We start from the raw sequence: 12,753 nt of genomic DNA, 5'->3' as shown, positions 1-12,753 counted from the left end.
GGCAGACAAAATAAAAACGGGTTTCGTCAATTCCTTAAGGGTGTTTATCAATAACCGGGAATATGCGGTTGCAGATTTTAAAATCTTGCATCAAAATAAAATTTATGAAATCAATATTGCTCCCGTTTTTTTTACTGGCCGTGTTTGCCGTCCATTCCCAGGAAAAACAACCGCTTCCTTACGGTGCCGTTGCCGGGGAGGATCTCACCGTTTATGTGCACCCTGGTGTTGAACTGATGTCGGTGGTACAGATCCTCGCAGACAAATACCCGCAGCCAACGCCTTCTGTTTATGCAGAAGAGATGAAAGCATACTTCAAGCCGTATGCCAACCACCCGGCGGTTGAATACCTGAAAAGTTTCAAAAAGAATCTGTACACAGATTTTGTTGAACTTGGCTGGTGCTTTGATGGTTTTCCCGGCATCACGCTTACCGAACCGACCAAACAGAACTGGATAAGGAATTATGGAAAGGATTCTGTGATCCGGTATCTCAGGTTGGTGAAACAGTTTTACGAAGACTCACAGTTCTGGAAATTCTATGCTGCGCACGAAACCAATTACGCGCGGTGGGCAAAAGATGTTCAGCAAAAGATCAAAGACAGCGCTTCGTTTGAAAAACTGTATGGTTTTTACAAGATCAAAAAGCCCGTAAGGCTGTACATCGGTATCGAGCCCTTAAACAATTGGGGGGCGCATGCGATACCGGGTTTTGCAGAGATCAATCCGAAATACAACAACCTTGTTGCTTACGAAACGGGCTACTTCAACGACACCGCTACAAAATATGGCGAACCCAAATTTACCATGGGAACGGAAACGATCTACGATCTGCTCTGGCACGAGGGCGGGCACATCATGATCGAGGGATTGATGAAAAAACACGACGCCGAGATTGCACAACTCGCTTTCCTCTACAATGGGAACGATGAGGGAATGAAACGGAATTCGATCGGTAGCTGGGCGTATTGTTTGAACGAGAATATTGTACGTTCTGTTGTTGCCTGTTTAAAAAGGCAGTATCGCGGCTACCGTCCATATGAAAAAACGATCAGCCGTGAAGATGCAAGTGATTTTATTTATGTGAACGATCTCGCACCGTTCATCTGGAAGGAATACATCGAAGAGAAAAAATATGCAGACTTTGCTTCACTGTTTCCCGCGCTGCTGGAGCTATTGAAGAAAGGGAGTAATGCTTTCACGCATTACTGAATGGAAAAACAAAGACGCGGGATGGCCGCGTCTTTGTTTTGTTTCTATTGGAAAGAAGCCTGTTTGCTGCCGCGCCTGTCGATCACCAATTTTTTTTGCCTGTTGTTTGCAGGAATCGATTGTCTTAACGTGTTCAGTTCCGCTGTAAGCGTGCTGTCTGTTGTCTTCAGTGTTTTGATCTCCGTCTGAAGTTGTTTAACAAGCTTTTCCATCTGCTGCACCTGCTCTTTTAACTGCGCAGAGTCTGTGTTTGCCTTTGTTACGAGGGTTGCCGTAAGGAAACAGCCGAGAATGATTATTTTTTTCATGGCAATGCTTTTTGTTTACAACAATCGGAGTACTGTTTTGTTCGGATTTTTAATAAAAAACAAACCCTGCCCTGGTTCTAAACCACAACATTGATCATTTTTCCCTTTACAAAAATGAATTTCTTTACGGGTTTGCCTTCCACCCATTTTTGAACGAGTTCATTGGCGAGTACCAGTTTCTCAACCTCTTCCGCAGATGCATCCAGCGCTATGTTCATGTTGGTACGCACTTTCCCGTTGATGCTTACCGGGTACTCTTTGGATGATTCGATCACATATTTTTCTTCAAAAGCCGGGTAAGCGGCATCAAGTATGGAGCCGCTGTTGCCCAATGCCTGCCACAGTTCTTCGCTGATGTGCGGTGCATAAGGGGTGAGCATGACCAGTACCTTTTCCAGCACTTCCCGTTTGTTGCATCGTAGGTCAGACAGGTCGTTGATGCAGATCATGAACGCACTTACCGCGGTGTTGAAGCTGAATCGTTCGGTGTCTTCTTCGATCTTGCGGATGGTCCTGTGCAGCACTTTCAATTCTTCCGGCGTTGCTTTTTCTTCGTTCCAGATCCTGCCCTTTGCCTCATCATAAAACAGGCGCCATAATTTTTTTAGGAAGCGGTGCACACCTTCGATACCCTTGGTATCCCAAGGTTTGCTTTGGTCCACTGGACCGAGGAACATCTCGTACATGCGGAAGGTATCTGCGCCGAATTTGTTTACCAGTTCATCGGGGTTTACCGTGTTGAATTTCGACTTGGACATTTTTTCAACCTCTACCCCGCAGATGTATTTGTCGTTGTCCAAAACCAGGTCCGCATCTGCATATTCGCCATTGCGCCATGACCTGAATGCGTTGATATCGAGTTCCACGCCATCCACAAAATTTACGTCCACACGGATGGGATCCATGTCTTCTGACTTATATGCCTTCTCATCGATCAATCCGTGCGAAATAAATTTGTTTGTTCCCTTCAACCGGTACACAAATCTTGAGCTTCCCTGTATCATTCCCTGGTTCAGCAGTTTCCTGAAGGGTTCATCAAATCCAATATGGCCAAGATCGTACAGGGCCTTGGTCCACATGCGGCTGTACAGCAAATGCCCTACGGCATGTTCTGTTCCACCGATGTACAGGTCTACCTGGTTCCAGTAATCGCTTGCTTTTCTGTCGCAGAAAGCCGTGTCGTTGTGTGGATCCATGTACCGTAAAAAATACCAGCTGCTGCCGGCGTAACCGGGCATGGTATTGGTTTCCAGTTCACGCTTCACCCATTCAGGAATGTTTGCGAGCGGGCCCTCGCCCTCGGGGCCCGGGCTGTAGCTGTCTACTTCGGGCAGCAGCAAAGGCAGTTCATTTTCATCCAGTGCAACGGCAACGCCATTTTTCCATTGGATCGGGAAAGGTTCGCCCCAGTAGCGCTGCCGGCTGAAGGCGGCGTCGCGCATTTTGTAATTCACTTTCTTTTTGCCGATGCCTTCTTCTTCGAGTTTGCTGATCACGACTGCCATGGCATCGCGCATCACCATCCCGTTGAGAAAATCGCTGTTCTCCAGTTTTGCGTCTTTGGTTGGATTGGCTTCTTTGCCGTCGTAATGTTCGCCAATGATGTTTGTAATGGGTATGTTGAAATGCGTTGCAAACTTATGATCACGCTCATCGCCGCAAGGCACGCCCATAATGGCGCCGGTGCCATAACCGGCCAGCACATATTCAGAGATCCAGATCGGGATGTTCTTTCCGTTGAAGGGGTTTACCGCGTAGGCGCCGGTGAAACAACCCGAGATCTTTTTCTCGGCCTGCCGTTCGCGGTCGCTGCGGCTCTTAACGTATGCGATGTATGCTTCAACGGCATGCGCCTGTTCTGCTGTTGTAATGTTGGCGATCAGTTCATGCTCCGGTGCTACCACCATAAAGTCTATCCCGAAAATTGTGTCGGGTCTTGTGGTATAGACCGTAAGCGGGATCTCGTGCGGCGTAACGGCAGTTGTGTTCACCACGAAATCAATTTCAGCGCCGTATGATTTGCCGATCCAGTTTGTCTGCATCTCCTTCATCGCTTCGCTGAACTCGATCGTTTCGAGCCCGCTCAGCAGGCGGTCTGCATATTCGGTGATGCGCAGGTACCATTGGCGCAGTTTCTTTTTCACAACGGGATGCCCGCCGCGCTCGCTCACACCGTTCACCACTTCATCGTTTGCCAATACCGTTCCCAGCGCCTCGCACCAGTTCACTTCACCGTAGCCGCAGAAGGCCAGGCGGTATTGCATGAGGATGTCTTGCTGTTCTTTCGGCGTATATGCGTTCCATTCAAATGCGGTAAATGAAACGAGGCTGTCTTCGGGGCACTCATGTGCAACATTGCCATGCTTCTCGAATTCTTTTACAAGGGATGCAATGCTTTCCGCCTTTTGTGTATTGCGGTTGTAAAAACTGTTGAAGAGCTGCAGGAAGATCCACTGCGTCCATTTGTAATAGGATGGTTCGCTGGTGCGTACCTCGCGGTCCCAGTCGTAACAAAACCCGATATTATCCAATTGTTTCCTGAACGTATCGATGTTTTTTGCGGTACTCACTGCAGGGTGGATGCCGTGTTCGATGGCATATTGTTCGGCTGGGAGCCCGAATGCATCGTAGCCCATCGGGTGCAGTACGTTAAAGCCTTTCAGGCGCTTGAAGCGGCTGTAAATATCAGAAGCGATGTAGCCCAGCGGGTGCCCCACATGCAGGCCCGCTCCGCTTGGATAGGGGAACATATCCAGCACATAACATTTTGGCCTGGTTGAGGTATTGCTGACCTTGTATGCACCGGTTGCTTTCCAGTTGGCCTGCCATTTTTTTTCGATATCCCTGAAGTTGTATTCCATTCTGTAATTTCTAACGTTTCTTTAACCGCCACCCGTTTCCGAATGCGCTATTTTCAAAAAGCAAATTAGGGTTGGGTGTGGGTTGCAAATGTAAGTGTTTGGCGTACATTTGCCACATCCCCGGCGGCTTCCCGGCGAAGGGCGAAGGGAGGGAGGCAGGTTAAAACGATTGGCGTTGAACTATTAAATCTTTCGATACATGGCAGATCTGAGCAAATCATCAATGAAAAGAAGCAAGCCCAATTACATTTACAGCATCGTAGGCGTGGCGCTTGTTTTACTGATCATGGGCATTATGGGATGGTTTTTCCTGAACATCAGTTCGGTGGGAAATGCTTTCAAGGAAGATATCCGGATGAGCGCTTACCTGCGTACCCTCAACAAGGATACCATAGGCCAGATCCAGCAATACATCGCGGCGCAGCCGTATGCCAAGAACGTGGTGTACGTAGACAAAAAAGCGGCGCAGGAGATCTGGAACAAAGAGAACAACGAAGACTGGGCAAAGATCCTGGATGTGAACCCGCTACCTGAAAGCATCGATTTTTATGCGAAAGCGAACTATGTAAATTCAGACAGCCTCAACAAGATCTCCAGTAACCTGATGGCCGCTTATGGCGACCAGATCACGGAACTGCAATACCCGAAGATACTCGTAAGCAACCTGAATGAACGCGCATCGAAAATAGGCCTCATCTTCCTGGTGGTGGCCGTGGTGCTTTGCCTGATCGTGGTGTTCAGCATCGACAATACCATCAGGCTCGCGATGTTCAGCAACCGTTTCCTCATCAAAACCATGCAGATGGTGGGTGCCACACGGGGTTTTATCGCAAAGCCGCTGAACCTGAGGGCGCTCATCAATGGATTGATCAGCTCGGGCATCGCCATTTTTGTGCTGTTCATGCTCATCGGCTGGGCCGAGAACCAGTTTCCGCAGCTCAAGACCATACGCGATGTAAAACTGACCCTGATCCTGTTCGGCGGGCTCATCCTGCTCGGCGTGGGCATCTCTGTTTACAGTACGCACCGGAGCGTTTTGAAATACCTGAAAATGAAACTGGACGACCTGTATTAAGCCAGGAGCGGGTAACGAGAACATTCACCTCCTGCTTCCCGACTGATCCAACTTTTCCCTATCTTACACACTATAAAACTTACCAAATGAGCGACAAAAAACAAAACGTGAATTCGGCCCTTTTTACGAAAGACAATTATACATGGATGATCATCGGCGGTATCGTTATTGCCCTTGGTATGTTCCTGATGAGCGGTGGCAAAAGCGCAGATCCGAGGGTATTCAATACCAACGAGGTTTACAGCACAACCCGCATCACCATCGCGCCGATCCTGATCGTGCTCGGATTGCTGGTTGAAGTGTACGCGATCTTCAAGAAACCAAAAGCAGTTGTAGTTACGCAGTAAGCCACAAGGCCGGCTGCAAACGATAAGTAGAAGAGCGGTGCCTGTGCATCGCTCTTCTACTTATTTTACCCTACCCCTTATCCGGGCTCCAGAATCTAACAAGAACTACCATGACCATTTTTCAGACCATTATCATTGCCATCATCGAAGGCTTGACGGAGTTTTTACCCATCTCATCAACGGGCCACATGATCATAGCCAGCTCCCTGCTGGGCATTTCTTCCGACCCCTTTACAAAACTCTTTGAAGTAGCGATACAATTCGGGGCGATACTCTCTGTTGTAGTGCTGTACTGGCGAAAGTTCCTGTCGTTCAACAAACTGAATTTTTATTTCAAACTCATCATTGCCGTTATCCCGGCATTGGTATTGGGCGCCGTGTTTTCCAGCAAGATCGACAACCTGCTCGAGAGCCCGCTCACGGTTTCGATCACCATGCTTGTGGGCGGTTTTGTGTTGCTGTTCATCGACTCCCTCTTTAAACAGCCAACGGTAGACAAGGAAGAAAACATCAGTTTATCCAAAGCGTTCACCATCGGCATCTGGCAATGCCTCGCGATGATCCCCGGAACCAGCCGCAGCGCGGCGAGCATCATCGGCGGCATGCAGCAGAAGTTAACACGCAACCTTGCCGCCGAGTTTTCTTTTTTCCTCGCCGTGCCAACCATGGCCGCCGCCACAGGCTATAAATTATTAAAAGCTTGGAAAGAAAACCCCGAGGTATTGCAAAACAAAAACAACCTCATCGCGCTCGGACTGGGCAACATCATCGCGTTTGTGGTGGCCATGCTTGCGATCAAGTTCTTCATCGGCTTTTTACAGAAATACGGCTTCCGTCTGTTTGGCTGGTACCGGGTAATCGCCGGCGCGGTGTTACTGGTGCTGGTACTGACCGGCTATCTAAAATAACCCCGATCCACCCACCCGCATCCCTATCCAACTCCAACAGAACCGATGCAGGGCAAGCCATCCGTGTCATTCCGTGAAATCCGTGGCAACAAAAACTCCAGCAACCCCCAATCCTGCTTATCTTTAAAAAGACCAAAATCCACCACATGCAAACTGCTCCTAAAAAAGTGATCAATGGCTGGGCAATGTACGATTGGGCCAACAGTGTTTACAATCTCGTGATCACTTCCACCATCTTCCCTGCCTATTACGAAGCGGTTACCGGCGATGGCAAAGATGAAACCTTAAACGACAGTGTTGTTTTTCTCGGAAGGGAATTTTCAAATACGGCTCTCTACAATTATGCATTGGCCATTGCGTTCATGGTGGTCGCTATCCTCTCCCCCCTGCTTTCCTCCATTGCAGATTACAAGGGTAACAAAAAGAGTTTCCTTTTCTTTTTCTGCACCATCGGATCGATCGCCTGCTCTGCCCTGTATTTTTTTGACAGCAGCAATTTAGGGTTCGGCCTGCTTTGCCTGATTATTGCCTGCACCGGTTACTGGAGCAGCCTTGTTTTTTACAATTCTTACCTCCCGGAAATAGCGGCGCCACAGGACCAGGACCGTGTGAGTGCGAAGGGATATGCCATGGGCTATATCGGAAGCGTGATCCTGCAGATCATCTGTTTTGTTTTTGTGCTGGCTAAACCGTTTGGCATGACGGCCGGTAAGGGTTCCCAGATCTCTTTCCTGCTGGTGGGTATCTGGTGGTGGGCATTTGCACAGTTCTCTTTGTCGCGCCTGCCCAAGGGCACGCCCATTGCCCGGCAAACAGATCGCGGCAGTGTATTTACACATGGCTATAAGGAATTGAGAAAAGTATGGAAACAGGTCCAGCACCTTCCTGTCTTGAAAAAATACCTGGTCGCATTTTTCTTTTACAACATGGGTGTGCAAACAGTAATGCTGGTAGCAACATTATACGGCAAAAGCGAATTGAACATTCCTACGAACAACCTGATCATATCGATCCTGATCATTCAACTCGTGGCGATACCCGGTTCTTATTTTATTGCAAGGATGTCTGAGAAAATGGGCAATTTCAAAGCGCTGATGATCACCATCTGCTTATGGATCGTAGCCTGCGTTATCGGCTATTTTTTACCGAGGAACGGCATCTTCGAGTTTTATGGCCTTGCCACGGTGGTGGGTTTTGTAATGGGAGGCATTCAATCGCTCAGCAGGAGCACGTATGCCAAACTGATGCCTGAAACCAAAGACACCACTTCCTTCTTCAGCTTCTACGATGTAACAGAAAAGATCGCGATCGTAATCGGCATGCTGAGCTTCGGCTACATCACCGAGCTCAGCGGATCGCAGCGAAACTCCGTCCTGGTCCTCGCAGTATTCTTTGTGATCGGACTGGCGTTGTTGGCAACAGGAAACAGAAAAATTAGGAATTAAGAATTAGGAATTAGGAATTAAGGAGAAAACACCAATTATTAATTCCTAATTCCTAATTACTAATTATCAAAGTCTTTATTATTATGAATATATATACAATCAACGCTGGTTTCTTCAAGCTCGATGGCGGCGCTATGTTTGGGGTGGTGCCGAAGAGCATCTGGAACAAGCTGAACCCGGCAGACGAGAACAACATGTGCGCATGGGCGCTGCGTTGTTTGCTGGTTGAAGACAATGGTAAACTTTTGCTCATCGATAATGGCATGGGCAACAAGCAGGATGCAAAATTCTTTGGCCATTATTACCTGCATGGCGACGACACGCTCGACAAATCACTTGCCGCGCACGGCTTTCACCGGAACGATATCACGGATGTTTTTCTCACGCACCTGCATTTCGATCATTGCGGTGGGAGTATCGTGAGAGAAGGAGATAAACTGGTGCCCGCCTTTAAGAACGCAACCTACTGGAGCAACGAAGACCACTGGCAATGGGCAACCACCCCCAATGAAAGGGAGAAGGCCTCATTCCTCAAAGAAAATATTTTGCCTATCAAAGAAAGCGGCCAGCTACAGTTTGTAAACGTGCCGGAGAAAGGAATGGGTATGGATGGGCTGCTTGCCCGCACTTCTTTTTCAGAAAACATAGAAGTGCGTTTTGTGAATGGGCACACAGATAAAATGATGTTACCGCAGATCAGTTACAAAGGCAGGACCATTGTGTACATGGCCGACCTGCTGCCCTCTGCCGCGCATATGCCGTTGCCTTATGTGATGGCGTATGATATGTTCCCGCTAACCACCCTGCAGGAAAAGAAAAGCTTTTTGCAGGAGGCGGCCGACAAAGATTACATCCTCTATTTTGAACACGATGCGGCAAACGAATGCTGCACGGTACAGCAGACCGAAAAAGGCATACGGCCAAAAGAAAGCTTTACACTCGGCGACCTGTAAACGAACGGCCGGTAGTTGATTAGTACAAACCCATCCGCCGAAAGCCATATCACTACACGGTTACAGGCCGCGTGTCTATGCTTTTTACGGTCTTTTCAACGATGTATTTCGGTGTTTTACGGTAATGGTTTCTGTTGTGGATTAGTATTTTAGATGCCCAGGAATTGTGTAAACAAAACCGTATCCAATGAGAAACCAAACTGCCTGCTGCCCGAGCTGTGGCCAGCGTATTTCGTTCAAGAAATTCGTACAGCTCAACAATTTTTCTGTTACCAACTGCGGCGATTGCAATGCCCGCATAGAAATTTCCAACCGCACCGCCAATGCCGTTATCGCCGGGGTTTCCGGTATCGTGTCGGCTGCATCTATTGTTCTTGGCGCCTATATCGGGCAAAAAAATTATGAGTCGCTGTTTGGCGGGTTGATGTCGGGCTGCCTGGTAGCAGCGGTTATTATCACGGGCATCTGTATGTATGCTTACCGGAATTCGCAACTGAACAGGATCCATCTCGAATGAACCTTGATGCTTGTTCCGGCATTGCAATCCTATACGGCAGGAACCGTAAGCCCGGGTTGGTTGTTTAATGATTAAAGCTGATCATTGAGCTCAGGGGATATCTCAGGTTCCTGTATTGCATCATATCCACTTTCACGGATCCCACCACGATAGGGCTCTCGATGCGCAGGGGAATATGGTTGGCATCATCACTCACCCACACGGTCATTTTTTCGCCGCCCTCAAACAAGGTTCCCTTGATGAGCAGGGGTTTGAATTTGATGGCTTTGAATTTACCGTATTTCGTTTTCACGGTTTCTTTTCCAATGTATTTGATGTAGAGATTGTACACCTCATTATCCAGGAACATCTGGAAAGGGATCTTGTCGTCGGGCTTGTATTTGTTGAAATCGATGTTGCGTGCATAATAGATAGAGCTCAGCACATCCTGAATGCAATCCGGCACTTTGTACACACCCTCTGTTGTTACCGCCGTGTTTGCATTGTGGTTAAAGGTGATGTTCTCGTATTTCTTGAAACCGCCTTCATTGATGTCGCGTACAAATTTCAGGGGCTTGAGAGAAGCCGTATCGATATACGATTCGTATTTGTCGCGCAGGCGGAAGATCCAGTCGTAACTCGGGTTCGAGCTCCCCGTCCCGATCACATGGTAAACGGGCCTGTTGGCAAAACTTTCCTGGTTAACGGTAAAATTGGCCGTGCCCGCATTGATGTAAATACCGGCAACTGCATAAAAAACATGGTAAGAAATGTTTTCACCATCCTGGAAAGAACGGTTGCGGATACCGCAGAAATCGTCGGCGGTGGCCACCGGTTTCCAGCAAAGGGATGATACAATGCAAAAAAGAATAACTATTTTTTTCAACGCCTCTAAGATTTATTTCTAAACAATCGCACACTCAATATAAACAAACTGCCGGCAATGGCTGGCAATATCAGGTTGATGATCCAGATACCAGCCGCCGTTGCCACAATACCGATCGTATTGGTGCTTAACAAACCAAACAGCTGCAGGCTGATCTTGCCCCTGAAACCCAGTTCAGCCAGTGCAATGGTGGGTACGATGGCCAATACAAGGAACATCACACAAACCATGCACGCCGCATCAAACCAGGCTATGTTCACATCGAACACCTGTAACAGCAGCAGGTATTGGACCACAAATACAACGTACCGGCCGGCAGAAAGGAACAAAATTTTTGTTAATTCCCTCCAGTGAAAATCTTCCATCGCCTGAACAAAGAAACGGTACTTCGCGATGAAGGGAACCTTTTCGAGCAGTTTGATGAGCCACGACAAACGGAAATACATCAATACCGCAACGACCGTTCCGGCGGCAATGGCATAGATCAGCCCGTCGAGCCACAAGGTTGACAACCCGCCGATCTGCTGTGTTTCACTGAGAATGTTAAAACGCATGTAAAGCAGCGCGCCGAGTCCCATACAAAAGATCACAATGATCTGCGCAAGGCTGCCTACCACGGAGAGCACGATGCCGCGCAACCTGTTTCCTTCGTCGAGAAAGATGGCGCGGCCGGCCGATTCGCCAACCCTGTTGAGGGTATTGAAACCGAGCGCCTGCCCCGATAATACCGCCCGGAACGCCCTGCCAAACGAAACACGCTGGATACGGACCATGAGCAATTGCCATTTGTGCGCCTCTATTCCATAATTCAACAGTACCAGGGCAATCACAGAAAGCAACTTGAGCAACTGCGGGCCGGCAAAAGCAGAACGGATCAGTTGCCACGACTGCTGCACATCGCCCTGCCGCTGCACCTGGCGGTAGATCGAATAAGAAAGCCACACAAAAAGGATGGGGCCTACAAAATAGTTGAGAAATATTTTTAGCTTTTTATTCAGGGGGTACTGTTTTACCGTTGCAAAGAACGGGTAAATGCGGGAATCGCGGGTTTTGAATCGGGAATCGTCGATCGTAAGGTGCGCATCGCCAATGGTTAACTGCGATTCGGTGGGTAGCGGTATGTTATTCATTGCGGTTTTGAGTTCTGATCAAACAATAGCCATTATCGCCGGCAGCACCACTTCCTCACAATGGATGCTCCAGGGTTCACGAAGCCGTCCACCCTGTACAGATCTAAAAAAACTATGCCCCGAACGCCGTAATTTCACGCTACGATGAAGAAAGGCGAGATCATTCTGGGGATAGATCCTGGAACACAACTGATGGGGTTTGCCCTGCTCCGCATCAACAACGGCCAGCCGCAGGTGATCCTGATGGATGTTTTGAAACTCACGAAGGAGAAAGACATCTATGCGCGCCTCGACCTGATCCACAGCAAAGTGTGCGAGCTCATACAGCTTTACCAGCCTTCAACCTTCGCGATCGAGGCGCCGTTCTTCGGGAAGAATGTGCAGAGTATGCTCAAGCTGGGGCGGGCGCAGGGTGTGGCCATCGCCGCAGCCATGCAGGCAAAAATGACGGTTACCGAATACTCGCCTAAAAAAGTAAAACAATCCATTACCGGCAATGGCAATGCAGACAAAGACCAGGTCTGGCGCATGCTGCAACGCGTACTCAGCATCGAGGAAAAGCCACAGTACTTCGACGCTACAGATGCTTTGGCGGTGGCGCTTTGCCATCATTACCAAAGCAGTTCTGTTTTGGGGAAAGTGGCCAAAGGGCCAAAGGGATGGGATGAATTTATCGCGAAAAACCCCGGCCGGGTCAAAAAATAACTTCCTGTAAATTCTACAATGCCGCAACGATCCTTTGCTGGATCGCTTTTAATTCTTCTGGCGAAAGCTTAAGTTTCGGCCGGTTAAAGTTCAGGTCGTCGGCACTGTTGATGGGAACCAAGTGCAGGTGCGCATGCGGCACTTCGAGACCCACTACACTGATGCCGCAGCGGTTGCAGTCGAAGGTTTGCTCAATCGCTTTTGCGATGGGTTTGGCGAACAGGAGCAGTTCGCCAATGATCGCATCGGGAATATCAAAAAACTTATCGACCTCCACCTTGGGAACAACCAGTACATGCCCCTCTACCAATGGAAAAATATCCAGGAACGCAAAGAACCTATCGTTCTCCGCGATCTTGTAGGATGGGATCTGGCCATCGATTATTTTGGTAAAAAGGGTCATGCCGCAGGTTTAGGCAGGTTTGAAA

General features: G+C 48.6%; 13 protein-coding genes. 8 read left to right on the top strand and 5 right to left on the bottom strand.

Features of this window, described 5'->3' with window-relative positions; all coding sequences use genetic code 11:
- The first annotated feature begins 104 nt into the window (after positions 1 to 104).
- Positions 105 to 1,211 carry a DUF4932 domain-containing protein gene (locus GWC95_RS03110; RefSeq protein ID WP_161817204.1) on the top strand — a complete coding sequence of 369 codons (1,107 nt, stop codon included), beginning with the start codon at positions 105 to 107 and terminating at the stop codon, positions 1,209 to 1,211.
- 44 nt (positions 1,212 to 1,255) lie between these two features.
- Here the strand turns inward: GWC95_RS03110 and GWC95_RS03105 are convergent, their stop codons facing one another.
- Positions 1,256 to 1,519 carry a hypothetical protein gene (locus GWC95_RS03105; RefSeq protein ID WP_161817203.1) on the bottom strand — a complete coding sequence of 88 codons (264 nt, stop codon included), beginning with the start codon at positions 1,517 to 1,519 and terminating at the stop codon, positions 1,256 to 1,258.
- A 77-nt stretch (positions 1,520 to 1,596) separates the two neighbouring features.
- A complete protein-coding gene (gene leuS / locus GWC95_RS03100) occupies positions 1,597 to 4,380 on the bottom strand; it encodes a leucine--tRNA ligase (protein WP_161817202.1) in 2,784 nt (927 codons plus the stop codon).
- A 199-nt stretch (positions 4,381 to 4,579) separates the two neighbouring features.
- Between leuS and GWC95_RS03095 the strand changes: the two genes are divergently transcribed.
- The 6 genes from GWC95_RS03095 (at position 4,580) to GWC95_RS03070 (ending at position 9,625) form a co-directional block, all read left to right on the top strand.
- Entirely contained in the window at positions 4,580 to 5,455 is an 876-nt protein-coding gene (locus GWC95_RS03095) for a cell division protein FtsX (protein ID WP_161817201.1), read from the top strand.
- Positions 5,456 to 5,541: 86 nt separating this feature from the next.
- Entirely contained in the window at positions 5,542 to 5,802 is a 261-nt protein-coding gene (locus GWC95_RS03090) for a DUF3098 domain-containing protein (RefSeq protein WP_161817200.1), read from the top strand.
- A gap of 110 nt (positions 5,803 to 5,912) precedes the next feature.
- A complete protein-coding gene (locus tag GWC95_RS03085) occupies positions 5,913 to 6,710 on the top strand; it encodes an undecaprenyl-diphosphate phosphatase (protein ID WP_161817199.1) in 798 nt (265 codons plus the stop codon).
- A gap of 146 nt (positions 6,711 to 6,856) precedes the next feature.
- Positions 6,857 to 8,155, top strand: coding sequence for an MFS transporter (locus GWC95_RS03080; protein WP_161817198.1), 1,299 nt, complete (start codon positions 6,857 to 6,859; stop codon positions 8,153 to 8,155).
- Positions 8,156 to 8,238: 83 nt separating this feature from the next.
- Entirely contained in the window at positions 8,239 to 9,108 is an 870-nt protein-coding gene (locus GWC95_RS03075) for an MBL fold metallo-hydrolase (RefSeq protein ID WP_161817197.1), read from the top strand.
- 187 nt (positions 9,109 to 9,295) lie between these two features.
- The gene (locus tag GWC95_RS03070) at positions 9,296 to 9,625 is read left to right on the top strand and encodes a hypothetical protein (protein ID WP_161817196.1); all 330 of its coding nucleotides are present in this window, start codon (positions 9,296 to 9,298) and stop codon (positions 9,623 to 9,625) included.
- A 64-nt stretch (positions 9,626 to 9,689) separates the two neighbouring features.
- On the opposite strand, the gene GWC95_RS03065 is transcribed toward GWC95_RS03070, so the two are convergent.
- Together GWC95_RS03065 and GWC95_RS03060 are read right to left on the bottom strand one after the other, a co-directional pair.
- Complete coding sequence (locus GWC95_RS03065; protein ID WP_161817195.1) at positions 9,690 to 10,490, bottom strand: DUF3108 domain-containing protein; 801 nt, start codon at positions 10,488 to 10,490, stop codon at positions 9,690 to 9,692.
- Between the two features lie 5 nt (positions 10,491 to 10,495).
- A complete protein-coding gene (locus GWC95_RS03060) occupies positions 10,496 to 11,620 on the bottom strand; it encodes a lysylphosphatidylglycerol synthase domain-containing protein (RefSeq protein WP_161817194.1) in 1,125 nt (374 codons plus the stop codon).
- A 144-nt stretch (positions 11,621 to 11,764) separates the two neighbouring features.
- Between GWC95_RS03060 and ruvC the strand changes: the two genes are divergently transcribed.
- Positions 11,765 to 12,325 (top strand): crossover junction endodeoxyribonuclease RuvC, encoded by a 561-nt coding sequence (gene ruvC, locus GWC95_RS03055; RefSeq protein WP_161817193.1) that lies wholly within the window; start codon positions 11,765 to 11,767, stop codon positions 12,323 to 12,325.
- A 13-nt stretch (positions 12,326 to 12,338) separates the two neighbouring features.
- On the opposite strand, the gene GWC95_RS03050 is transcribed toward ruvC, so the two are convergent.
- A complete protein-coding gene (locus tag GWC95_RS03050; RefSeq protein ID WP_161817192.1) occupies positions 12,339 to 12,728 on the bottom strand; it encodes an HIT family protein in 390 nt (129 codons plus the stop codon).
- Positions 12,729 to 12,753 lie beyond the last annotated feature (25 nt).

The organism is Sediminibacterium roseum, assembly GCF_009939005.1.
GTDB lineage: Bacteria > Bacteroidota > Bacteroidia > Chitinophagales > Chitinophagaceae > Sediminibacterium > Sediminibacterium roseum.
Note: the sequence above shows the minus strand (reverse complement) of the source record. Positions and strands in the feature narration are given on the sequence as shown.

Excerpts from the sequence above, each read along its gene's own strand:
- GWC95_RS03110 (WP_161817204.1), top strand. The coding sequence starts at position 105 with ATGAAATCAATATTGCTCCCGTTTTTTTTACTGGCCGTGTTTGCCGTC.
- GWC95_RS03105 (WP_161817203.1), bottom strand. The coding sequence starts at position 1,519 with ATGAAAAAAATAATCATTCTCGGCTGTTTCCTTACGGCAACCCTCGTA.
- leuS (WP_161817202.1), bottom strand. The coding sequence starts at position 4,380 with ATGGAATACAACTTCAGGGATATCGAAAAAAAATGGCAGGCCAACTGG.
- GWC95_RS03095 (WP_161817201.1), top strand. The coding sequence starts at position 4,580 with ATGGCAGATCTGAGCAAATCATCAATGAAAAGAAGCAAGCCCAATTAC.
- GWC95_RS03090 (WP_161817200.1), top strand. The coding sequence starts at position 5,542 with ATGAGCGACAAAAAACAAAACGTGAATTCGGCCCTTTTTACGAAAGAC.
- GWC95_RS03085 (WP_161817199.1), top strand. The coding sequence starts at position 5,913 with ATGACCATTTTTCAGACCATTATCATTGCCATCATCGAAGGCTTGACG.
- GWC95_RS03080 (WP_161817198.1), top strand. The coding sequence starts at position 6,857 with ATGCAAACTGCTCCTAAAAAAGTGATCAATGGCTGGGCAATGTACGAT.
- GWC95_RS03075 (WP_161817197.1), top strand. The coding sequence starts at position 8,239 with ATGAATATATATACAATCAACGCTGGTTTCTTCAAGCTCGATGGCGGC.
- GWC95_RS03070 (WP_161817196.1), top strand. The coding sequence starts at position 9,296 with ATGAGAAACCAAACTGCCTGCTGCCCGAGCTGTGGCCAGCGTATTTCG.
- GWC95_RS03060 (WP_161817194.1), bottom strand. The coding sequence starts at position 11,620 with ATGAATAACATACCGCTACCCACCGAATCGCAGTTAACCATTGGCGAT.
- ruvC (WP_161817193.1), top strand. The coding sequence starts at position 11,765 with ATGAAGAAAGGCGAGATCATTCTGGGGATAGATCCTGGAACACAACTG.
- GWC95_RS03050 (WP_161817192.1), bottom strand. The coding sequence starts at position 12,728 with ATGACCCTTTTTACCAAAATAATCGATGGCCAGATCCCATCCTACAAG.